This window comes from Domibacillus robiginosus (assembly GCF_000966195.1).
Taxonomy (GTDB): Bacteria; Bacillota; Bacilli; order Bacillales; family Domibacillaceae; genus Domibacillus; species Domibacillus robiginosus.
Genome location: NZ_LAHL01000010.1, coordinates 41,376 through 63,360 on the forward strand (window position 1 = coordinate 41,376; position 21,985 = coordinate 63,360).

The window sequence follows — 21,985 nt, forward strand, 5'->3', positions numbered from 1 at the left end:
CTATTTTACTGCGTCGCTTACTGGTTAGCCGGTACCTTGATGCTGCCTGTTAAGCGAATGTCTGTCGACGAGCTTCCTACATAAACCGGCACGCTGCCTGAAGGCATTACCCAGTCATGTTTTTCTTCGTCATAGTAAGAAAGTGCTTTTGAATCAAGCTGAATAGTGACTCTTTGCTGCTTGCCTGGCTTCAGTTCAATCTTTTGGAAGCCAGCAAGCTGTTTCGGTGCTGTTTCTACGTCCGTCGGCAATTTGCCTGTGTACACCTGCACCACTTCCGAACCGGCTTTGTCGCCTGTGTTGCGTACGTTTAGAGATACTTCAAACGTTGTTTCTTTGTTCTTGCCTGAAGACCGTACTTTTGTTTTTAGATTTTTGAAGCCAAACTCTGTGTACGATAAGCCATGTCCGAATGAGAAAGCCGGCTTAATACCATACTCTTCAAATCCCCGGTATCCAACAAAAATACCTTCTGAATACTTTGATACATCGTCTACACCAGGGTATTGTTCGTCGGATGAAACAGGCGTTTTGTCTTCATCTACTGGGAATGTGACCGGTAATTTACCCGATGGGTTCACATCGCCAAATAAAACATCCGCGATGGCATTTCCTTGTTCTTGTCCCGGGTACCAGGCTTGAACGATAGAGTCGACTTCGTCTTTCCAGTCTCCCATTTCAACAGCCATGCCGCTTTCGTTGACAACGACAACATGTTTATTGACTTTCGCTACTTCTTTAATCAGCTGCTCCTGGTTATTTGGCAGTTCCATATCAGAACGGTCAATGTTTCCTTCACTGTCATACGTTTTAGTCACAATGACAGCTGCATCTGATTTTTTCGCCAGTTCAACGGCTTTTTTGATATTTTCATCTACTACGTCATCAGCCGCTTCCCAGCCAAAGCGTAATTTCGCACCATTGTCACGGCCAGGATTGTACGGATAATCTGTTTTATATTCAATTTTCAGGTCATACTTTTGATTGGCATCCAATGTGACCGTTTTTTCTACCGTGTCAAATGTTTCGCCCGTATTGTCGATGATCAGCTTTCCGTCCAGATAAACTTTACTTGAGCCGTAGCTTGAAGTAGAAAGCTTGTATTCACCTGATTTTGGTACTTGGATAACTCCTGTGTATCGCGCTGACATCATGCTGTTTAAGCTTGTTGGAAGCTTATCGAGTTTTGTTGACTGCGCATTAAAACCTTCATAATTATAAAATCCTAGGTGCAGATTGGCCTGCTTGGCTGTATGCTCATAAACAGGATTGCCTTCCATTTTGGCATTAGACCAGTACTCTGCTTTTAAGCCGTTTTCTTCTGAATCTGCAGATGGTGCCAGGAATGAAGATGGTACGGCATCCGGCCCAGGCAGCAAGTCTCCTGCACTAATTGGATCCGTTCCAGCTGCATATTCTACTTTTACACCCTTGCCTGCCCGGTTCTTGATTCCTTCCAATGGACTGACTGTATACGTTGGATTGACAAGCGAGCTTCCGCCGCCAGCCGCAGAGGCATTATCGACATCTGGACCGATGACTGCAATGGAATCTAGTTTATCTGTATCCAGCGGTAATGCCCTGTCGTCGTTTTGAAGCAGAACCATAGACTCTGCCGCAATTTGACGGGCAATGGCACCATGCGCTTTGGCATCAATCTTATTGTTTTGTGCCGGATTATCAAATAATCCTTTATCAAACATTTGATATAGGATGCGATATGTACTTTGATCAATCGTTTCTTCACTTAATTCTCCGTTACGGACGGCCTGTACGAGTTTGTCGCCCCATAAACCGCCAGGATCTCCTGGTGTTTCTAAATCCATTCCCGCTTTAATCGAGTTTGACGTACTTACGTTGGCTCTGTAATCACTCATCACAAACCCTTCAAAGCCTAATTTATCTCTTAATAGATTCGTCAGGATCTCTTCATTATCACATGCATAAACACCATTGACTTTATTAAAGGAACACATCACACTACCCATCTCGGCATCTTGAATCACACTGGCAAACGGTTTCGCGTAAATTTCATTGATCGCACGCTCACTTGCCTGTGAATCGCTGACAAAGCGGTTTAATTCCTGATTGTTTAGCAGATAATGCTTGGCTGTTACTAATACATTATTGCTTTGAACGGCTTTCACATACTCTGTTGCCATTTGAGACTGCAGGTATGGATCTTCTCCTAATGATTCAAAGTTTCTCGATCCAAACGCATTTCTGGCAATGTCCAAGCCTGGGCCAAGGAGTACATTATGGGTTGTATTAAATGCTTCATCCCCAAGCAAATCTCCGTACTTTTCAGCTGTTTCTGTATTCCATGTTGCAGCAAGCCCGATCGCAGCCGGCATTGCTGTTGATTTTTTATCCTGTACATCCGGGTTGGCAATTCGAACACCGACGGGACCATCTGCCATCGTCAGGGCAGGAATCCCGTATTTCTCGACTCCGTCATTGTAAAACCCGTAGTAGTTGTTTAAATTACCCGTGATAAAGTCAACTTTATCCTCGAGAGTCATTTTGTCCACTAACAGGTTTGCTCTTTCTTCAGCGGAAAGAGCTTTGTCCATCCATGGAAGCGTGTCTGCTTCTGCAGGTGAAGCGAGTGGTACAGCTGCTGTACTCAGTGCCATCGTCAAAGCGAGACCGAGCATAGCGGGCTTTTGTTTTTTTCTTAAAAAGCCGATCATTTCTTCAACTCCCTCTTTTATTTCAAACAAAGCGGCTTTGTAACATTTCTGTATGTCTTTGCGCTTCGTCCGTTGAACACTAACATCATAACGAATATGGAAGAGAAGACCATAGAGAAAATGTTTTAATTTCGAGATAATTAAAAAGAAGCGTTTGGGGCTAAAAAAAGGGGATTTTTTGAAAAAGACAGCCGCTATTTTCACCAAAAAGAAAGTAAAGAAAAAGTGAGGCGCTTACATAAAAAACATCTTTTTGCCTATCGCTATTTTTCTTTTGTTTATATTTGGATGAGGCCGCCTGAATTTTTTGATATACAAAAGAAATATAATTGTAAAATTAACTTTCAAACCATTGAGATAACGTTAATTTTTGCTGTACCATTGACTATATGAATGCAGGACTGAATATTTAGCCGTACAAAAAAGCAATGGCCCCAAAAAGGCAACTGCTTTTTATTTTGATAGAGTTATTTTATCAAATGTAACATTTTGCTCCTCCCGCCTCATCCAGACAATACTTAGTGCCAGAAGGGTAATCAAGGAGCAAGCAGTAAACATAACCGAGTATGAACCAAACTGCACAACAAATCCCATCACAAAGCTGCCGAGAGAAAAGCCTAAATCATAAGAAGCTAAAAACACACCGAGTAAAATGTGCCTGGTTTCCTGCGGCACTGCAAAGGAAAGATACGTCGTGAGCGCCGGATACATTAAGGCTGTTGCCAGACCGTTAAATACAGCGGAAATGTAAACAAAAGAGCCTAACAGCGGCAGCAGGGCGAGCAGGGTAGTACCGATTATTGAGCTTATTAAAACGAGGGCTATAAAAGCCGGATGCCATTTTCCGTCAGATGGAATATGTTTACGAAGAAAAAAACGGCTAGCGACGACCACTACTGCCTGTATAAATAAAAATAACGCCGGACTTCCTGACTCTTCTGTCAGCATAAACAGCGGCAGGAAAGTCGTAATAGCACCAAATGTACAGGCCCCTATAAGCATGATAACAGAAGACAGCACCAGCCCACGATGGGTGCGTGCTTCTTTTACCGCTGCAAACATGTCACGAAATGTAAATGAAGCATTTTCCTGACATCCTTTTGGCAGTGGAGAACGAATCAAAAGCAGCGGTGGGATAACCGCAAGTAAAATCATGAGGGTGAAAAGATAACTTCTGTCAAAGCCAGTCCAAAGAAGCAGTGCTAAGGCCGGTCCATAGAGTCCCGGCAAAACCGTAGACAATGAATACATGGCCATTCCCTGTCCACGGTCTTCATCACTTACTGCTTCTGTAATACCAATTTGCATAGACATAGAGAAAAAAGCAGTTACGACACCCTGTAACGCACGTACGATAACCAAACTGTCCGCCCCCAGCCATACATACAGTAAAAGCGCAGCCGCATGTCCGACCAGCAGCCATTTCATGATGGTAAATACACTGTGCCTGGCGACCATCTGACCTGCCCATGGGCGCAGCACCATACAAACAAACATGTACATTCCCATCATCAGCCCGATCTCAGCTTCCTTGTAGCCGCCTTCTGCAGCCTGCAGTGGGAACACAACGGTTAAAATAGAGTTGGCTGTAAAAAAAAGAACAGCTAAAGCATAAAGCTGTATCATACTTGCAGATAAAGGCCGGCGGTTCATGATACAAGCTTTCCTCTATACATTGCTGCTTCCTCCCAAAACAGCTTATCAGCATGTATATTATGGGGAATTTTGTATGTACGCAATAGAAAAACAAACAACATTGCCAGTAAACGAGGCCATTTTTTCACAATTTTCCATCCCTCTCATATTTCTTACAAATGATTATCATTATCAATAAAATGGTAAAGCAAACAGCCTGTTATGTAAAGATTTTAATTTTAAACAAAAGAGTAATTGAATAAATATACCAAGAGCAACCAAAAAAAGTCTTCTGTATTAGCGAAAGCCCTTTTGTTACGAAAAAGATGGCTGATCATTGCTTAATTGAGAGAAAACAAAAAGATCAATATAAGCCCCTTTCTCAAACTCATGCTCGCGCAATAAGCCTTTCTGCTGAAATTCCATTATTTCTAACAATCGAATACAGGCATGATTTCTCTTATCTACTTTTGCTTCAATTTTATTGACTTGTATGATTGAAAAGCCAACCAAAGTCAATAATCGGCTTTAAAGCTTCTGCCATTATTCCTTGCCTCCAAAAAGCCAGCGCAAGATCGTATCCGATTTCTATTGGATTATGTATTTTCTCATAATTTAAAAAGCCATATGTTCCAATCACTTTTTTAGCATAATGATCCTCAATCATCCATCGAAGGCCGGGCTGGTCTGCAAAAATAGTTTGATACCAGCTCATTTCTTCTTCTACATCTTTTAAAGAAGCGAATGGCTGGAGCGGTAAAAACCGGACAACTGTTTGGTCTGCATAAAGGGCAAAAAGATCTTTGATATCTTCTTTCATTGCCTGACACAGTGTCAACTGGCTTGAATGAAGCTCGGGAAAATGTGTAAACGTAAAATTTTGGCTCATGTTTCTGCTCCTTTCCATTTTCTATACTTGTAACAGCCACTTGACTGTATCACGTAAGTCGACAGCAACATGACCAATATACATTTTTTCCTATATTGTCTGACTAGCTGTTTCAACCACAAACTCTTTATCAACCGCGTTTGTGATATTCTGAATGTGCGCCGATGCCCCTTAACCAGCAATTCTATTTCTATTCCATCCTCCCCTCTTCTTTTAACATACATGCCAAAAACGATGCTCAATCCAAATGAAACCATCTTATGCGGCCGCCGTTTATCAACAAATTTTTACACGTAAATATCTTTAAGAGAAATGTTGATTCATCATACTAAAAAAGAATCTCGTTTTATTTCTTTCTGGAGGTGCTGATACTGAAGCCCGGGTATTTTTGTGATAAATTATGAAGTGTGATATAAAGGAGACGGTTATGTGAAGCAAATAGATTTTACAAGTGGAAATATATTTAAACAACTATTTTTCTTTTCAACACCCATTATGGCAGCGAATCTGCTGCAGGTATCGTATCAGTTTGTCGACTCTCTGTGGGTCGGAAACCTGCTCGGGGCAATTGCACTCGGAGCGGTTAGTATTGCCAGTACAGTGATCCTGACAGTATTATCTTTTATTCTTGGCATTAACAACGCAGCTCTTACAATTTTATCCCAGCAGCGCGAAAATCAAAGTAAGAATGGATTAAAAAGTTTTCTTAATGCTTTCGTTGTTCTTTTAACAGGCTTGTCTATTTTAATGGGCGCAGCAGGGTACTTGTATGCTGAACCAATGTTAAGATTACTAAATACACCAGCAGAGATGATTCCAGATGCTGCTACATATCTACAGATTAACTTTATCGGCATTCTCTTTTTGCTTGGCTACAATTTTATCAGTACCGTTTTACGGTCACTGGGAGACAGTAAAACCCCCCTGCTCTTTGTTCTTGCTGCCGTTCTTTTAAATATTGTACTTGATCCTATTTTGATATCTACCTTTGACCTTGGTATAAGGGGTGCTGCCCTGGCTACGGTTATCTCACAGGGACTGGCTTTTGTGCTTGGTGTTTTGTATACACTTCGCCAGAAAGTCGTTCCGTTTTCGATTCCAGCTTTGCCGAAAAAGGAAGAAGTGCTGCTTATTTTAAAATTAGGTATTCCAGCCGGATTGCAGATGACCGTTATTTATGCGGGTATAACAGCGATCATGACCGTGGTCAACTCTTTTGGAGGGGATGCCGCTGCAGGTTTCGGGGCGGCACAGCGTTTAGACAGCTTGATTACACTTCCTGCTATGGCACTTGGCACAGCCGTTAACAGCATGGCTGGACAGAATATAGCTGGCAGCCATTGGAATCGAGTTCGGCAAATTGCTTTTTATGGCGCTTTATATAATTTCATCATGATGCTGCTAATTGCTGTACTCGTTTTTGTGCTGGCCCGATCTGCCATTACCTTATTTATTGAGGAGGAAGAAGCCGTCCAGTTTGGTACATCCTATTTAAAGATCGTGGCTTTTTTCTATCCCTTTATTGGATTAAATTTTATTTTAAACGGAGTGGTCCGGGCATCCGGCGCAATGTATCAAGTATTGATCCTAAACATTCTCTCTTTCTGGGTATTACGCTATCCACTTACCTACCTTTGCTCAGCTTTTTGGGGAGAAAACGGTATTGCGCTGGGAATGGGGATAAGCTTTGTGATTAGCAGTTTATTTTCTTTTGGATACTACTGGTTTGGCAAGTGGCAGCAGATCGATCTGTTTGCTTCTCGCTGACAAAAACAAAAGTGACCTGCACGCCCTTGCTGATCAAACAGCACAGGCGAAGCAGGTCATTTTTGCTGTTTTACTGCATAATATTTGAGGCGGTTCCAGGCCGTCTGGCCACTTTCTTTTTCGGGTTTTTTTCTTTTTCCTCTTTTGGAACTGCTTCCTCTTCGATTTCAAGTTGAGCCGTTTCTTCGTTTTCTTTTTTCTTATCTTTATTGCCGTTTTTTTCTTTTACAGACGATGCTTCCGCTTTAGCAGTCTCGGATTGGCTTTTCTTTGCACTTACGTCATTAACAAATTTCAGCTCGACAATATCCTTGTTTCCGATTGGCTCTGCTTTCTTTTTCGTCATTGTTTCTTTTTCTGCAGTGATCAGCGGGAGAATCTCCGCCTGCTGAAGCATATGCTTGCTGCTGTCTTCCTGCCCTGCCTGAGCCTGCATTCTTTCCGCTTGATTGCGACTTAACATTGTATTTAACGTATTGATAATAGTCGGATCAAAAATATCGGCGGTTCCGAAATGGGCAGCCAGCTGAATAATCAAGTATTTAATTGATTCGTTCGGATTCTTTTGCCCTGCTGCCCAGTCTCCGACAATATCGGGGCAGGCAGAGCTCGCAGTCTTCACGTAAATTGTCGGCTTTTTGTCTTCCTGCATATGGGTTTCCTCCACTCCTTCTTCCTTCCATCTTTATGAGACAGGGGTCGTCAATTCGTCCATATAAATGTCATTAAATGTATTTAAACCGTTTACGTTCATGTCTACTGCATACTGAGGCGGAATCCATAGCAGCTTAAACCGTTCTTTTTTGGCAATCGCCATTAACTTGCTGTACAAATGATCTTTTAATAGAATGGAGCCGCCGCCATAAACAACCGCGATATGGATTTCTTTTGAACGCATATTATTTACGAAGCTCTGCACATCCTCCGCAATATCGAATGATAAGTTTTCCAGTGGTTCTCCGTTTAAATCCGTCAAAATATCTTCCTTAAAGGCATGGGACTTTGACTTAATAATTTCAGAGATATCCTGCCGTGTATAAGATTTTTTCTCTTTCCAAATACTAACAACCGACTCAAGCGCTACACCCAGACCATATTCCAAACCTTCACTATGTTTTAATTCATATCCATTTGTGATAATCAATTCTGTTGTGCCGTCTCCAATGTCAATATGCATTAAATTTTTATCTTGAAAATACTGACCATCTAAATCCGCTTTCATGTTGTACTGCTTAATAAATTCTTCAAACATATCTCCGGAGCGGTAGTTTCCTTCTCCGTCTTCAATAATTTCAAATAATGGAGGCGTTCCTTCAGCTGATACGCCAACATATCCAAAGGTTACTTTTACGACTACTCTTAAATCACTTTTTATGTTCACAGTAACCATATGGGTTCCTTTTTGAAAACGTTCTTTAAAGATTTTTGCATTTACTTCGTTATAAACAGAAGCCGGCAGACATGTAGACATATTTACCGTTACCTCTAGCACATCATTGTTTTCAATTTTTTTTCTTTCAGAAAAATGCTCTTGTACTGTTTTTACAGCTACAATTCCGAGTGTATTGATAATGGGAAGATCCTGCTCATGCTTTTTCCCTTTTTCTAAATTCATGTTTTTTACTTTGCTTGCTGCCACTCCTGCCATTGCCGCGTGTCCGACGAGCACTCTCGTATTATCTGCAAGCTTAATGGCTGGACTTGAAATGGTAATATCAATGTTATTGTGCAGCTCGTTTATCGCTTCTACCAAAGTTGTTTTCTTTTCAGACCGCGGTTTTGAGATACGTGCAAAAACATTTGGGTGCTTTACAGGAATCCCATTAATGACCAACTTGTGCTCACTATTTCCGTTGTCGTTCGAAACAATCAAATCATACGTGTTCTCCATATTAATCTCTCCTTTTAAGTAAGTAGGCCAATAGAGACGAGCAGCGTGTTTCTTTTTAAAAAATAAGAGAATAATATAGGTTATTACACAATACTAGTAATTATTCTTGTAAATTACCTCTCTATGAAAAAAAATTTTCGAAAGCTGCTAATGTGCATGTCTAATGAATGTTTTTACTTCAATCGGTTAATTTGCACACAAAAATAGAGCTGCCCCAAAAATCGACTTTCATCGATTTTTGGGACAGCTCCTTTTTTATTGCCAAACATCTTTTGCAATAGTTACAACATGGCGTACCTTTTCCCATTGCGCTTCTTCCGTCAGCAAATTACCTTCCTCCGTTGAAGCAAATCCGCATTGTGGACTTAAGCACAACTGCTCAAGCGGAACCCACTTGGCCGCTTCTTGAATACGTGCTTTAATCGCTTCTGGATCTTCAAGATCCCCGTATTTAGATGTGATTAAGCCAAGTACAATTTTTAAGTTTGAACGGTTCACATATTTTAGTGGTTCAAATCCACCTGAACGCTCATCGTCAAATTCAAGGAATAAGCCATCTACATTCAGGCCGCCGAAAATAACTTCTGCTGCTGCGTCATAACCACCGGTTGCTGTATAGGTTGACCGGAAATTACCCCGGCAAATGTGCATGGTGATCACCATATCTTCTGGTTTTTTCGCGATGGATTCATTGATTGCACGCTGGAACGTACGCAAAAGCTCTTCTGGATTTTGACCGCGTGCTGCAATCTGCTCTTTGCCTTTTTCAGAGAAAAAGACCGCCCACGCTGTATCGTCAAGCTGCAAATAACGGCATCCTGCATCATAAAACGCTTGAATCGCTTTTTGATAAGCAGCAACCAGGTCTAGCAGAAGTGTTTCCTGATCCGGATACACTGCTTTATCGATTGTACCGCGGAAAAAAAGCATATTCGGGCTTGGGATCGTAAATTTTGCGACACGATCACCTTTAATGCTATGTAAGAATTTATAATCCTCAATCATTGGATGATTAGTGAAATCAACCTTGCTCGTTACTTTAATGCCGTGTGCTCTCGTCTGCACGCCGGCAAACTGAATACCGGCTTCTGTTTCATACAATTCCACGCCATCAAGACCTGCTAAAAAATCAAAATGCCACCATGCACGGCGCATTTCTCCATCTGTTACGGCCTGGAGGCCTGCTTCTGTTTGCTTCTCAACAAGACGAATAATTTCTTCGTCCTCAATCGAGCGAAGCTGTTCCGCCGTGATGTCTCCGCTTTCTTTTTGTAAACGTGCTTCCTTTATACGCTCGGGGCGAAGGAAACTGCCGACATGATCGGCGTAAAATGGTGCTGTCATTCCTATCAAACTCCTTTCTTTACTAGGGTATCATTTCAAGCAAAAAAAGGAAACATCTGTTGGGCAGTATTTCTTTTCCACCTACCCGAATTTTTTGCTTGTTTTACTTTTTTTATTTCTCTCTTCTATTGTTTTTAAAAATTCATTCATATGCTTTAATTCTTCTTCATTTAACGGGATACCATCCCAATGAAGCTCTTCTGAGAGTAGATTCTTCGCATTAAAGCCCTCATTTAGATCTTTTCTTTCTCTTTGGTCGGTTAAACATAATATATAATCTACTGAAACATTGTAATAGTGAGCAAACAGGGTGATTTTTTCTAAAGAAGGCTGCCGGAATTCAGATTCATATCCTGCATAAGTCGATTTTGCGATACTTACAATTCTGGCCGCATCACCCATTGTAAGGTTGTTTTCCAGACGAAGCTCTTTTAATTTTTCTCCATATCCAATCATGTTAACCACCTCTTTCAATTACTTTTATGGATAAGCATTTTTTATTTGGCACTTTTAATAAAGGGAATTAAATGGTTTTTAATTTCCGCTAGTTTTTCTTCAATGAGTGTGTTGTACATACTGAACATTTTTATTTCATTTGCGGTAAAAATCCTTTTCGTTGTAGAAAACATAACAGAATGGCCAATTGTATGTTGTTTATAGGTAAGAGGAGAACAGCATACTGAACGATATCCATTTTTCAAAAGATCCTTTTTGTGATTCAAAGACGTAATATCTTCTCCTCTTTCCACATCTGAAATTGACACAATTTCTTTCATATAAACAGGCACTTTATCCCCATCTAAAATATCATTTTCAGTTGATAAACCACTGGAGTATTCATTATAGCCTGCTGAAACGCTAGCCGTTGATCCATTCCATAACTTCAGTTCATTTTCATCATGGATATATATACCGCAATCTAAATTCTGAAAATTACGTTCCATCAAGGAAGTGAACTGACTTAACATATACTTTGTTTGGAAAGCTACCAGTTCATACTCACCAATTAAATCCTTTTGATAAAGATGAAAAAAAACGGCTGATAGATCCTTGTTATTTTTTAATCCAGGTTCAATGCTCGCAAGTATCTTTCTTATTTCTTTCGTATAAACAAATTTTTCTAGTGATTGAATAAGATAGTCGTCCATAAACCTCATACCTTTTACTGTTTTATAGTACCTCTAGAGATGTAGTGAGCTTGAATATGGGATCAAAACATAAAATACTTATGACTCCAGCCTGCGTTTTGTTCCTGTAAACAAATCAACTTGCCAGGTTCCATTGTATTGAGGCCGATGATTGATTTCCGTTATGGTCAGGGTACAATCCTGCACACTGAACTCCACCTTTCCCCCACCTCGTGTAATAGAAGCCGACAAGCCATCCACAACCTGAAATAATCGGTACATAGGACGTAAGCGCCATGGGAAAGTACCAGGGAGTTCATGCTCTCCATGATGATGGTAACGAATAATTTCTACAATGTCCTCATGTACCGAGTAAAATTGTTTGGCAATCTCAGCTCCTCGATAGGCATGAAGCTTTCCATCTTCAAAAGCTTTTTTAGGATCAACGATATCCCCGATAGACAGAACCGGCTGTGTTTTGCCTAAATCATGGAAAATAAAAGCCTGTACCAATTGATCTTTATCAATGCCAATTACTTTGGCAATCCCTTTTTGATACAAATGGGAGAGGAGTTTCAAACAGTTGACTACGTGGCGATAGCCTCCGTCGGATATGATACCTGTGATGGTAATCATTTTTGTTTGAGGATCATAAATATCATTATATTCCACTGTGTTCTTGAGCTTATATTCTACCTTACTGTTTGGGAGTGTCAAAGCAAAAGCCATATCAATTTCATTTTGCATATCGACAATATCGGTTACATCTTTCCCCGTAACCAAAACGCCCTTTTTCACGCCTTCTTCCACTAACGGAATGGCATTCATTGACAGCGTTCTTCCAGTAAAAGTTTTTCTTAAAACGTCTTTTCGTGCTTTGCCCGTTTGCAGCACTTCATCCAATACTTTCTTATCATAATTGAAGGGCAGCTGTACAAATTTTGACTCATTATAAATATGCTTACCCTGATATGGAAGCCCTTCAAGCCCAAATAACCGCTCTCCAGAAGGATTAACATACTGGATCTTCAGGTTCTGATCAATTAAAATTAGGGATTCATCCATTGAATTTAAAATATACTCTAGAAATCTCCCTTCGGATACTATCTTTTCCATCACTTTAGCTCCTTTAAGTCATTTATCATTACCACTTTTAAGCACTCAAAAATTTTCTTTCACAGCTTTTTGTTTTAGCATGGGTGGTTTATGACACATCAATCATAATAATTGACTATGTTTTATTATTTCTTGTTACATTCTGCAATAAGTCTTGTTTTTCCCAGTAAAAGTATAGCTCCCATTTTATATCTCAAATAGGCCTTAAAAAAATCAATACATCATCCGTTTCTCCATATATATAATATCCAAAAGGGTCTTTTGCCAGGCAATATGATTCTTTTTTATGCCTTTCTCCTAAAAAGTTCTCGAAACGAGAACTTTTTATTATTATATATCCTGGTGAGTTAATATTAAACAGAAAGTTCCAATTCACCTTTTAAAAGAACGCAAGAAAGTAAAAATGAAAGTATCTTTTTGTTTTCGAGGTACCTGACAAAATTATCGCTGGAAGGGCACTTTATTAAATAAAATCATGGTAAATGACAGACTACATATTTCGGATAGCAGGTGCTATAAAGGAGGAAGAAGACATCCAAAAAAAACCGAAGACAAAGCCTTATCCGAGGTAAGAGGCTTTGTCTTCAGGTTACAATTAGTGTAAGAAACACGGCTACGATTCCGCTTAAAAAGCATCGAGATTATCCAAATTATTCTCTTTTGTACCATCAGGTTCACTGCGAATGATTTCCCGCCCGTACCGCTCAAACACATCAACATGAGCGAGTTTTCCTGCTTTTGCTTCCTGCAGCGCTTCAAGGTAATCAAGCTCCCGGCCGCTGGCTGTTTTAAAAGCAATGATGTCCCCGTCCTCGTTTTTCCGGACTGCGATAATGCGTTCCTGGCCGTCCGGCTGAGAGTTTCTATTTTCCCGAAAAGTACCTTCCTGGCTTTGCTGTTTATACTGATCATATGCCTGTTCAAATCTGTCCTGTGGCATACCATACCCTCCTTTTTGGCTAGTATGGCAGGATCAGCTCTTTTTACTCATCATAACGCTTATTAAAAATCGATCCTTTTAAAACGGACTCTCTTTTTCTCCTGGGCTTCGCTCATGAATAACTCATTTTGTGCAAAAGTCTCTGTAAAGCTGAGCAGACCGATATTATTGGTGGTTTCCATGATCGTTTCACGATCCGTCGGTATATATTGGATTGTTTCTTTCCACTGGCAGTTTTCTGGCACATGAATGCCAGGTTCTTGATGAATCATTCGATCCTGCTCATCACAGTATCGAACGATTCGCTTCTTTTTTCGTTTCCACGCATTGACCCAGGTGACAGTCTGTACCAGCCGGCCCCAGATGCCTGAAAAACTGGCGTTATTTAGAGGGCTGCTTGTGCATTGAATAATATGGGCTTTACGTTCATCATTTGATTGAACTGTTGTATGAACTGAAGATGCATAATGAACATCTCCTGAAACAATGAAGCATTGGCGTGGAGCCCAATTCAAGATTTGCCGCAAAAACGTTGTAAATCCTTTTCCATTGTATTTCCATGCTTCAAAATCAAAAAGCTCATGCACTGGGATACCAGCGAGGCGAAGAGGATTGGTGTACCTGTGCAAAGTGGATTCAATCAAGCCCAATCCGTATAGCGGAGTAGGCGATGCTACGATTAACATCTCCCCTCTTTTCCAGCCGCTTTCTTTAAGTGATGTGGCAATCGCCGGCCAGGCACTTTGGCGGATCAGCTCTGGACTTTGCAAAGTCTCTTGTATGATCCGGCCAATTTTCTCCGGGACAGACGAATACTCATATCCTCTTTTGGTCCTTGTATCTAAAAAAACGGTTTTCGGCTCAGTCGGAGCGGTAAAATGCCACGATGAATAGTTCAATAAGTGGTAAAGCCAGTCCTTATAGCCCTCAGATTCCACGTCAAAGCGCCCGGCATATCGTTTCATCACTTTCAAAAAAGTCTGCCCAAACGAATCTGGATCATTACCCCAGCCTTGAAAAGCCCAATATGCACCAACTCCATTGGCGACAACATGACGTCCCAGAGAGGTCCCCTGTACATTTTCTTTCCACTCCTGCGTAATGTTCCAATCATCTGTTACATCATGGTCATCAAAGATCATATAAGTCGGCACGTTTGCCAGCAGACGCCTGATGTGATGTAATGAAGCGATTGACTCTCTCAGTTCTTCTGCTTGTTCTGAAAAACGCTGTTTATGCTGACGGAGTTCCCATTCGTATACTTTATGAACAGCAGATTCTCTAGAAAAAGCGAAATGAATGCGATCGTTTGTCAACTCTTCTTCAAATACAGACAGTCCCCCATTTTCTTGTATACATTCCCATACCTGAGGACCCCATGATAATACGTATAGTGCCGCGTATTCAGAAAATTGAATAGCGTGATTGTGAGATTGATTCGATGTAAACCGGCATAAATGATCCATAATAAATTTTCTTCCATGGATTTTGTAAAGAGATGGATATTGTTCGAGGCGTTTATCTACTTTGTAAAGAGGTTCTTCCTTACCGATCAACTGCCGGCCAAGCGAGGTAAGAATAGGAAACAGCGGATCTGCCACATTATCCGCATAAATTTGATCTCCCAGTAAAAAAAGCGCTTGTGGCCGTTTCTCAAGTGATCGACAGGTTTCTTCCACATGTCGATCACCTGCAACCATAGCATCTTCGCCTTTTCCATGTAATTTCCGGCATGAACCGTATAAAATATTTGTATGTTTCCCTTCTGAAATAAAAAAAGAGGGATAGGGAAGGTTTCCATATACAAGCGAGTTGCTGCCTGGCTCAAGCAGACCAAAATCACTCAAATCAACGGTAGTCGAATCACTTGTAAAAAAAAGATTGTAGCCGAGAAGCGTTTCAAGCGGAAAGATTCCTTTATCCGCTACTATTTTAATCATATAAATGAATAAACGCTTCCCAAAACGAATACACTCCATCTCACTCTGGTCACTGATCAAATGATAACCATCTTTATCCGACTGATGGATTTGGTATAGCTTTGCGCTGATCTGAAACGGTTTGCTCGTGGCAATCCAAACAAAGACACTACTTTGATCTACTCTTCGTAAAATGGGTCCCGACAAAATAACAGGAAGATTCACCAGCCTCCACTCCTTTCCTTTCAGACTACCTTATAGAATATTCAAAAATGGAATAAAATGTGAGCCGAACAATGAAGTACTGTCTCTTATTGATCCGATCATTCCCACAAAAAAAACTCCGCAGCGGCAGAGTTTGTTTACATTTCTTCATAAGCTTATATCGTGGGCTTCAATTTTTTAAAGAGGTCCTCCTTCAAAACCGATCGGCCAGCCATCTTTTTTATATTTCACCTTGAATTGAAAAGCATCCGGGTAGTCACCATACACAAAAGATAAGGAAAATCCACAAACTGCCACTTCGTTTATTGTTGAAATCGTTCCAATTAAAATAGAAGACAAGTGATAGCCGTCCAAATGCTGTGCCGGCATAAAGGTCTGTAAATAACCTAGCGCTGTATCAACATGCCCCGGCCATTGAACGCTTATTTGCTCAGCTATTTTTATAAACGACTCACCTGGCCCCTCCCCGTCTCCTTCAATAAAGATTTCAACCTCTTCCCATTCACCTATATCCATGCTGCAAAACCAAAATCGTTTCTCCACGAATGACTGATGTAGCGATTGGGATAAAGAAAGCTGTTGAGCCAGCTTTTCTTTAAAAAGAAAGGGTTTACCGGCATGTAACTTAAAATTATCCATCTACCTTTCTCCTTCACCCGTGTTTCTTCTTTTCTTTATTGCATGTATGCCCTGTTTCGCCCCATCTGTTTTGCCCTATATAAAGCTTGATCAGCCTGCTTAAACAAAGGAGTAAATGACTCGTCAGCATTTGGAATAAACCCTGCTACCCCTGTACTAATTGTAATGTAAGGCGCAACAAGTGAATACTGGTGCTCAATTTTTTCTATCTCTATACTTTCACATAAGGCTTTCGCCCATAAAAGTGCTTGTTCCGGGTCGCATTCAGGAAGGACAATAAGAAATTCTTCTCCTCCATATCGACTAATACAGGCACCGCTTTCTCCCAATGTTTTTTTAATTATCCCGCCTACCTTAACAAGACAGTTGTCTCCTTCAAGGTGCCCGTAATGATCATTGTAATTTTTAAAATAATCAATATCGACTATTATAAATGAAATAAAATGTCCAGCCTCCCTTGCCTTCTCCCATTCCGCTTCTACATATTTTTCAATGCCTCTTCGGTTAAGAAGACCTGTTAAGCTGTCTGTATTCGACATGTCCTTTAATGACTGGTTGGCTTCTTTAAGCTTTTTTTCTATTGCTTTGCGTTCTGTAATGTCCACTACAACACCGATGATCAGCGTTTGATGCTCCTCTTCATCAACCATCAAAGAAGACGTTACCTTCCCCCAAATAGTACGGCCATCTTGACAGATATACCTTTTTTCAAGCTGATAATAAGCAATTTCACCGTTCAACAGCTGGTCAAGCAGCCGGTCATTTGGAAGAACGTCACCAGGGTAGCTAAAGTCACGAAAAGTCATGTTTAAGAACTCTTCTTTTTTATATCCGAACATATCTATCATTTTCGGATTTACAAAGACAATTTTTCCTCCAGGATCCATCAATGCAATACCAACGCCAGACTTTTCAAAGATCAGCCGGAACCTGTCATGGTTATTTTTAAGTATTTCCTTTTGATTCCAATGCCGATCGTATAAAACGCCTGCTCTCCAGCTAATTAGTATATACGTAACCAGAAGTAAAAACTCAAATATGTTCATTCCTTTTTCCGAAAAAAGCTGGTGATGAGCTTTCCATAACCATAAATTTCCAATTAAAAAGAAAAAGATGAACAAGCGCCCTTTATAGTTTTTCATTATTGTCCATTTTGGCCCCAATTTTTGTATCCTCCATATGGCTGATGTTCTTTTTACGTTTTAGAAAAGTGTAGTCAGCTTGTGATTTAAGCTTATATCTTATATATTTTACCACATTTATACATAGAAAACATTTTCATAAATGGATCTTCCTTATTTTTCAATTAGTCTGCCAGGATTTCTTTATTGAATTGCTGTATAAATGTTTGTATCTAGCAGACTAATAGATACAACAGGTTTCTGTCCAATAAAAAAACTTTTTTGACAAAATAAAAAAAGACCTAAACAGCTTATACCTTTTGTGACTGTTCAGTGTCCTTCAGATAGCTGAAAAAATAAATGATGTCTTACTAAGAAATAGTACTGGTTTTACAAGCTCCTACAAAATCCATTAAAGATACTCTACTTATCTATATAAGTTGAATTAAGCGTTTTGCATTGTTTAGTATGAGAAGAGAATGCTTTCAAAAAAAGCAGCATAATGGGCTGGCTGGCGGCTGCGCTAACAGCAAGGACGAACGCTGAGCCAGCCACCGCTTGTCCTGCGGGAGACTCCGCCCGTTGCTTTTCAGGAAGAAAAAGCGACCATAAAGAAATGGATACTGATTCTCGATTCCTTTTGATTAGAGAAGAAAAACAATCCTGTTTGACACCTGTCGCTATTCCATTATCTGGGCTAAGCACTGTTTTCTCATACATTTTTGCTGAAAAGTAGCTTCTAAAACCATTGATGCAACTTATATAAGTATAAATTTTCTTTTTCTTCTTGTCACCTAACTCCTTCGCTCTTTACTCCTTTCTATTTTACGGCTTTTCATAGTTTTATAAACTTGAAAGATCCTTCTTGCCTATCTCTCTTTTTTTATTGATTCCTTTTTGGGTTTTTCAGCTTGTTTGTTAAATTTCCTCCCAAACAACTGTTTCATTTTCGATTAAAATGATCTATAATTTAACTAGTTTCTATTCCTTATTTAGGAGGATTTATATGGATACAAACCAACAAATCCTTGATGATTTATCTTTTCAGATTAAGAAACTCCGCAGGTTGATGATCCTGGCTGCCAACGTCTATGGCTTTACAAGTTTTGAGACATTACACTATAGCCAGGAGTTAGACAAATTAATTATTCAATTTCAACTCTATAATAAATGACGAATTTCAGCCGAAGGCCTCTTCGGCTTTTTTTATTGGTTTGCATACTTCTTCTTCCATTATTTACTTCAAACTATATGTTTCCAACACCTAAATCCCCTGTCTATAGACGGGTCTCCTTTGATAGACTTTTTTGCGTAAATTAGTGCTGTTTGTCCATCCCTTTTGTTTTCCAACTGGAAATAACCTTATTCTTACCTGCTCGGTACACTGGTTAAAATCAGTGTACGGTTTCCTTCTGAAGAATAGGCGCATATGCTGATAAGAAATGATGATTTATAAAGGAGCGGTATTGATGAGCGATTCGTCTAAAAATCCAAAAATCTTGTCCGACAAGGTTATTGACTTATTGGTGAGTACGACCCTTCAAAAAAACGGCGTAAATATAGACAAAGCGAAAAAGCAGCTGTCTGATGAACAGAAAAAAATGTTTAAAGAATTAGTGGAGGATTTAAGCAAGCAAGTAGACGCCTTTGTAAAAAAGCCGCCAGTCAATAAAAAAGAATCAAAATAATTTTTCACGCTGCTCCTTTTAAGGGGCATTTTTTTATTTTCTAAAACAGTTACAGACGCCCTTCCCGAAAGACTGATAACTTCATACGGTATGTTATAACACAAAAAGGAGGGTTAGAACTATGTCAAAATGCTATGACGACTCTGAGTACAAAAGAAGAAGACGGAGGAACGACGAGGAAGAAAGACCTCGTAGAAAGCGTGATCGTGAAGAAGAGCATGATGATGCGGACGTAGTACAAGACGGTGTTCAAAAATCATTCATCGACCAGGAATCAGATGAATTAGTGTGGATTAAAGATTCATGTAACGTTGAGGTGCAGTCAACTGACACACAGGCTGCTGTATCTCTTCAAGTAGGCTTGCAGCTGGCTATTGCATTGGTTGTCAGCATTACAATTGGAGATTCAGATGAAGGACAGTCTGTAGCACAGGAGCTTTTCCAGCAGTTTGATACGGAGCAAACAAACAAACAGAAAATTTTTGTTGAAAACTCCAAAGATGTTACGATCACAACAACTGACACTGACCTCTCTGTTAACATCCAGGCTCTTTTACAAGTGCTCGTTGCTTTAGTCGTTAAATTAGATGTGTTGTAAGAAAACTCATTAAAATGAAAGAGGTGAATAATATGAGTGAGAAAAAGTGGAGAGCTTTGGATCATTGCGATGATAACAATCAAAACGATGAGGACGTTCTGCAGAAAGGAGATCAAGTCGTTTCCAGTGACCAGGAGTCTTTCGAATGGATTATTGTAAAGGATTCAGAAGATGTTGAAATCCACACAACAGATACGCAGGTCGCAGTTTCCCTGCAGCTGGGTATCCAAGTGGCCATCGCAGTCGTTCTCAGCATTACAGTTGGTAATTCCGACCAAACAAAATCTGTCATACAGGACTTGAAGCAATTCCTTAAAACAAAACAAAAGAATACACAGAAAACAGTCATCGAGGGCTCCAAACATATTAAGGTTACAACAACAGATACAGATTTGGCCGTAAACATCCAGGCTCTTCTTCAAATTCTTCTAGCTATCGTCGTCAAATTAGATGTTTTGTAATCGTTACATTCCTAAAAAAGAGAAAGCACACGGCAGGAAATGTCCAGTATTCTCTTATTCCCATATACTTAGAAGAGTTCTATTTAAAAAAGGCGCAATTTTTTGCACCTTTTTTTCTTTGAAAAAGAAGTACAGCTTTCCATTAAATAGCGGTTGATTGTGCCTGAAGCTTACCTTTTTCGAACTCTGAAAAACTTTCTTAAAAGCCATGGTCCCTGCGGAAATCCAAGGGTCAGCTGCCATGCGCCCAATCCCAGAAGACCGCTTTGACGCACAGAAATCATTTTTGCACTGATGCTTCTTGTGTCTTCAAACCAGACTTCATGGTCGGCGCCCTGTTCATCCCTATATCGAAAAAATGGCGATTCATTCTCTCTTGAATATTGAATAGGCGATTGATATCTCATAGCAGTGGTGATCGCATCTTGATTAGAAATGGCCCGTGCCGCCGTGCCAGGAGTGTACGGAACGACCCAGTCGTATCCGTATAACGGCATGCCTAAAATGATTTTGCTTCGCGGAAGCCGGCTGGCAGCAAACTCCACTGTTCTTCTTACTTCCGTAATAGGAGCACTGGGACCGGGTTCACTGCCGGCATGATGCCAGTCATAAGCCATTATAAACATATAGTCTACTACAGCGCCAATTCCGCCATAATCATATCCTCTTAACCATGGAATACCCTCGCTTGTTTTAGCTGGAACCGCCACTGTAACGACAAAGCCCGCTGGTTTCAGACGTTCTGACAGCTGGCGAAGAAATCCTGTAAAAAGATCCCGGTCTGCTGCCGGCATCTGTTCAAAATCAATATTTACACCGCCATACCCTTTCTGAGAAATTAAAGTAAAAATATTATTAACAAGATTTGTTCTTGCTGTCGGATTGTTCAATACTTGATGTGTAAGGTCTGGACTAAAGCCTTGAGCTGTTAGATTAGTGATGGTTACAATTGGGATCACCCGGTTTTGCCAGGTGGTTTGAATGGCCGTTATATCGTTCAAATCATTAGCGATATCACCATTAGCAGCAATATGGTACTCAAAAAGAGAAATAATGGAAGCGTACGGTGCAAAATCTGTAATAAGCGTGCGGTCCAATGCGGGGCTTCGAACCACGTAAAAACTTAGCGTGCTGGCCAGATAATTGGAGGTGTTAGGAATTTGTATGCGTGTGCCAGCTTGCAGAGAAGCTGGATTCACAGAAGGATTGGCAGTGCGCAGCTGTTGGACGGTTACGTAGGATTTTTTCGCAATAGTATCAAAAGTATCGCCTGGCTGGACAATAATATATGTGTATAAAGGAACGAGCAGCGCCTGCCCAGGGACCACATTGGTTTCGCTTAGACCATTGACCATCCGTAATTGATCCACTGACGTCCCGTACCTGCTGCTGATTCTGAACAATGACTCCCCTGCTTGAACCTCGTGAATAAACATATTCGTCCTCCCTTCACCCTTTTCGGCCTTTTTATCGGTATGATAAAACATTACTGTTTATTCGCATTTCAGGAAGCCACTTTAAAGAGAGCTATCCCATGTTTTTTTATTTTTCTTACATTTGTTCAAAAACGATTTAACCCTCTCAAATTTTGTATAAAGAAGGAAATGCCCTGCATGCCCCAGTCAGGTTTATTTTCCGAACGACGTTAAAGTGGCGTCGATGCCGCTATACATTAAAAATAGCTACCACGCAACCAACTGCTGAATAAACTTCAGCTATACTTTCACTTGTATCACATATAGATGAAAAAATCTCCTGTTTTTACATTTTCCAAACCATTAAGACATCGCTTTTTTAGCAAGCATTGTCTTGATGGTTTTTCTGTTTCTTATAGCTTTTGGCTATAGGTGCCTATTACAAATAAGCGTTACTCTATAAGTGCAGGCACGTGGTATGATACGAGCACAATCAAAAAAGAATCAGATGTTTCGA

Annotated in this window: 19 protein-coding genes; 5 read left to right on the forward strand and 14 right to left on the reverse strand. The window is 40.3% G+C overall.

The genetic code is table 11. The features are described 5' to 3' along the window. Positions 1 to 17: 17 nt before the first annotated feature. The 3 genes from VP97_RS07035 to VP97_RS07045 form a co-directional block, all read right to left on the reverse strand. A complete protein-coding gene (locus VP97_RS07035) occupies positions 18 to 2,693 on the reverse strand; it encodes a beta-glucosidase (RefSeq protein ID WP_245629857.1) in 2,676 nt (891 codons plus the stop codon). 453 nt (positions 2,694 to 3,146) lie between these two features. After that, entirely contained in the window at positions 3,147 to 4,346 is a 1,200-nt protein-coding gene (gene cntE, locus VP97_RS07040; RefSeq protein ID WP_050181036.1) for a staphylopine family metallophore export MFS transporter CntE, read from the reverse strand. 463 nt (positions 4,347 to 4,809) lie between these two features. After that, positions 4,810 to 5,217 carry a GNAT family N-acetyltransferase gene (locus VP97_RS07045; RefSeq protein ID WP_172656742.1) on the reverse strand — a complete coding sequence of 136 codons (408 nt, stop codon included), beginning with the start codon at positions 5,215 to 5,217 and terminating at the stop codon, positions 4,810 to 4,812. A 429-nt stretch (positions 5,218 to 5,646) separates the two neighbouring features. Here VP97_RS07045 and VP97_RS07055 point away from each other — a divergent pair, with 429 nt between their 5' ends. Further along, positions 5,647 to 6,984, forward strand: a complete 1,338-nt coding sequence (locus tag VP97_RS07055; protein ID WP_050181038.1) for an MATE family efflux transporter — start codon at positions 5,647 to 5,649, stop codon at positions 6,982 to 6,984. Positions 6,985 to 7,054: 70 nt separating this feature from the next. On the opposite strand, the gene VP97_RS07060 is transcribed toward VP97_RS07055, so the two are convergent. From VP97_RS07060 to VP97_RS07105, 10 genes are all read right to left on the reverse strand, one after another. Next, positions 7,055 to 7,636, reverse strand: a complete 582-nt coding sequence (locus VP97_RS07060; RefSeq protein WP_050181039.1) for a hypothetical protein — start codon at positions 7,634 to 7,636, stop codon at positions 7,055 to 7,057. 33 nt (positions 7,637 to 7,669) lie between these two features. Then, on the reverse strand, positions 7,670 to 8,875 hold the full coding sequence (locus VP97_RS07065) for a ParM/StbA family protein (RefSeq protein ID WP_050181040.1): 1,206 nt from the start codon (positions 8,873 to 8,875) through the stop codon (positions 7,670 to 7,672). 255 nt (positions 8,876 to 9,130) lie between these two features. After that, positions 9,131 to 10,219: a 5-methyltetrahydropteroyltriglutamate--homocysteine S-methyltransferase gene (locus VP97_RS07070; RefSeq protein ID WP_050181041.1), complete on the reverse strand. Its 1,089-nt coding sequence runs from the start codon at positions 10,217 to 10,219 to the stop codon at positions 9,131 to 9,133. 81 nt (positions 10,220 to 10,300) lie between these two features. After that, a complete protein-coding gene (locus tag VP97_RS07075) occupies positions 10,301 to 10,675 on the reverse strand; it encodes a helix-turn-helix domain-containing protein (RefSeq protein WP_050181042.1) in 375 nt (124 codons plus the stop codon). A 41-nt stretch (positions 10,676 to 10,716) separates the two neighbouring features. Further along, positions 10,717 to 11,367, reverse strand: coding sequence for a hypothetical protein (locus VP97_RS07080; RefSeq protein ID WP_050181043.1), 651 nt, complete (start codon positions 11,365 to 11,367; stop codon positions 10,717 to 10,719). 78 nt (positions 11,368 to 11,445) lie between these two features. After that, complete coding sequence (locus VP97_RS07085; RefSeq protein WP_050181044.1) at positions 11,446 to 12,462, reverse strand: HD domain-containing protein; 1,017 nt, start codon at positions 12,460 to 12,462, stop codon at positions 11,446 to 11,448. Positions 12,463 to 13,087: 625 nt separating this feature from the next. Continuing rightward, complete coding sequence (locus tag VP97_RS07090; RefSeq protein ID WP_050181045.1) at positions 13,088 to 13,402, reverse strand: DUF3892 domain-containing protein; 315 nt, start codon at positions 13,400 to 13,402, stop codon at positions 13,088 to 13,090. A 62-nt stretch (positions 13,403 to 13,464) separates the two neighbouring features. Then, positions 13,465 to 15,546, reverse strand: coding sequence for a metallophosphoesterase family protein (locus VP97_RS07095; protein ID WP_050181046.1), 2,082 nt, complete (start codon positions 15,544 to 15,546; stop codon positions 13,465 to 13,467). A 177-nt stretch (positions 15,547 to 15,723) separates the two neighbouring features. Next, positions 15,724 to 16,185: a hypothetical protein gene (locus VP97_RS07100; protein ID WP_050181047.1), complete on the reverse strand. Its 462-nt coding sequence runs from the start codon at positions 16,183 to 16,185 to the stop codon at positions 15,724 to 15,726. Positions 16,186 to 16,220: 35 nt separating this feature from the next. Further along, positions 16,221 to 17,348 (reverse strand): sensor domain-containing diguanylate cyclase, encoded by a 1,128-nt coding sequence (locus tag VP97_RS07105; protein ID WP_156153437.1) that lies wholly within the window; start codon positions 17,346 to 17,348, stop codon positions 16,221 to 16,223. 964 nt (positions 17,349 to 18,312) lie between these two features. On the opposite strand from VP97_RS07105, the gene VP97_RS23225 reads away from it, so the two are divergent. The 4 genes from VP97_RS23225 to VP97_RS07125 all read left to right on the forward strand — a co-directional run bounded on the left by VP97_RS23225 (position 18,313) and on the right by VP97_RS07125 (position 20,053). Next, a complete protein-coding gene (locus tag VP97_RS23225; RefSeq protein ID WP_082220276.1) occupies positions 18,313 to 18,480 on the forward strand; it encodes an aspartyl-phosphate phosphatase Spo0E family protein in 168 nt (55 codons plus the stop codon). Positions 18,481 to 18,775: 295 nt separating this feature from the next. Continuing rightward, positions 18,776 to 18,994 carry a hypothetical protein gene (locus tag VP97_RS07115; RefSeq protein WP_050181050.1) on the forward strand — a complete coding sequence of 73 codons (219 nt, stop codon included), beginning with the start codon at positions 18,776 to 18,778 and terminating at the stop codon, positions 18,992 to 18,994. 121 nt (positions 18,995 to 19,115) lie between these two features. Further along, the gene (locus VP97_RS07120) at positions 19,116 to 19,592 is read left to right on the forward strand and encodes a spore coat protein (RefSeq protein ID WP_082220277.1); all 477 of its coding nucleotides are present in this window, start codon (positions 19,116 to 19,118) and stop codon (positions 19,590 to 19,592) included. Between the two features lie 32 nt (positions 19,593 to 19,624). Further along, positions 19,625 to 20,053, forward strand: coding sequence for a spore coat protein (locus VP97_RS07125; RefSeq protein ID WP_050181051.1), 429 nt, complete (start codon positions 19,625 to 19,627; stop codon positions 20,051 to 20,053). A 170-nt stretch (positions 20,054 to 20,223) separates the two neighbouring features. Here VP97_RS07125 and VP97_RS07130 read toward each other — a convergent pair whose 3' ends face one another. After that, a complete protein-coding gene (locus VP97_RS07130) occupies positions 20,224 to 21,489 on the reverse strand; it encodes a glycoside hydrolase family 18 protein (RefSeq protein WP_050181052.1) in 1,266 nt (421 codons plus the stop codon). Between the last annotated feature and the right edge of the window lie 496 nt (positions 21,490 to 21,985).

Excerpts from the sequence above, each read along its gene's own strand:
- VP97_RS07035 (WP_245629857.1), bottom strand. The coding sequence starts at position 2,693 with ATGATCGGCTTTTTAAGAAAAAAACAAAAGCCCGCTATGCTCGGTCTC.
- cntE (WP_050181036.1), bottom strand. The coding sequence starts at position 4,346 with ATGAACCGCCGGCCTTTATCTGCAAGTATGATACAGCTTTATGCTTTA.
- VP97_RS07045 (WP_172656742.1), bottom strand. The coding sequence starts at position 5,217 with ATGAGCCAAAATTTTACGTTTACACATTTTCCCGAGCTTCATTCAAGC.
- VP97_RS07060 (WP_050181039.1), bottom strand. The coding sequence starts at position 7,636 with ATGCAGGAAGACAAAAAGCCGACAATTTACGTGAAGACTGCGAGCTCT.
- VP97_RS07065 (WP_050181040.1), bottom strand. The coding sequence starts at position 8,875 with ATGGAGAACACGTATGATTTGATTGTTTCGAACGACAACGGAAATAGT.
- VP97_RS07070 (WP_050181041.1), bottom strand. The coding sequence starts at position 10,219 with ATGACAGCACCATTTTACGCCGATCATGTCGGCAGTTTCCTTCGCCCC.
- VP97_RS07075 (WP_050181042.1), bottom strand. The coding sequence starts at position 10,675 with ATGATTGGATATGGAGAAAAATTAAAAGAGCTTCGTCTGGAAAACAAC.
- VP97_RS07080 (WP_050181043.1), bottom strand. The coding sequence starts at position 11,367 with ATGGACGACTATCTTATTCAATCACTAGAAAAATTTGTTTATACGAAA.
- VP97_RS07085 (WP_050181044.1), bottom strand. The coding sequence starts at position 12,462 with ATGGAAAAGATAGTATCCGAAGGGAGATTTCTAGAGTATATTTTAAAT.
- VP97_RS07090 (WP_050181045.1), bottom strand. The coding sequence starts at position 13,402 with ATGCCACAGGACAGATTTGAACAGGCATATGATCAGTATAAACAGCAA.
- VP97_RS07100 (WP_050181047.1), bottom strand. The coding sequence starts at position 16,185 with ATGGATAATTTTAAGTTACATGCCGGTAAACCCTTTCTTTTTAAAGAA.
- VP97_RS23225 (WP_082220276.1), top strand. The coding sequence starts at position 18,313 with ATGGATACAAACCAACAAATCCTTGATGATTTATCTTTTCAGATTAAG.
- VP97_RS07115 (WP_050181050.1), top strand. The coding sequence starts at position 18,776 with ATGAGCGATTCGTCTAAAAATCCAAAAATCTTGTCCGACAAGGTTATT.
- VP97_RS07120 (WP_082220277.1), top strand. The coding sequence starts at position 19,116 with ATGTCAAAATGCTATGACGACTCTGAGTACAAAAGAAGAAGACGGAGG.
- VP97_RS07125 (WP_050181051.1), top strand. The coding sequence starts at position 19,625 with ATGAGTGAGAAAAAGTGGAGAGCTTTGGATCATTGCGATGATAACAAT.
- VP97_RS07130 (WP_050181052.1), bottom strand. The coding sequence starts at position 21,489 with ATGTTTATTCACGAGGTTCAAGCAGGGGAGTCATTGTTCAGAATCAGC.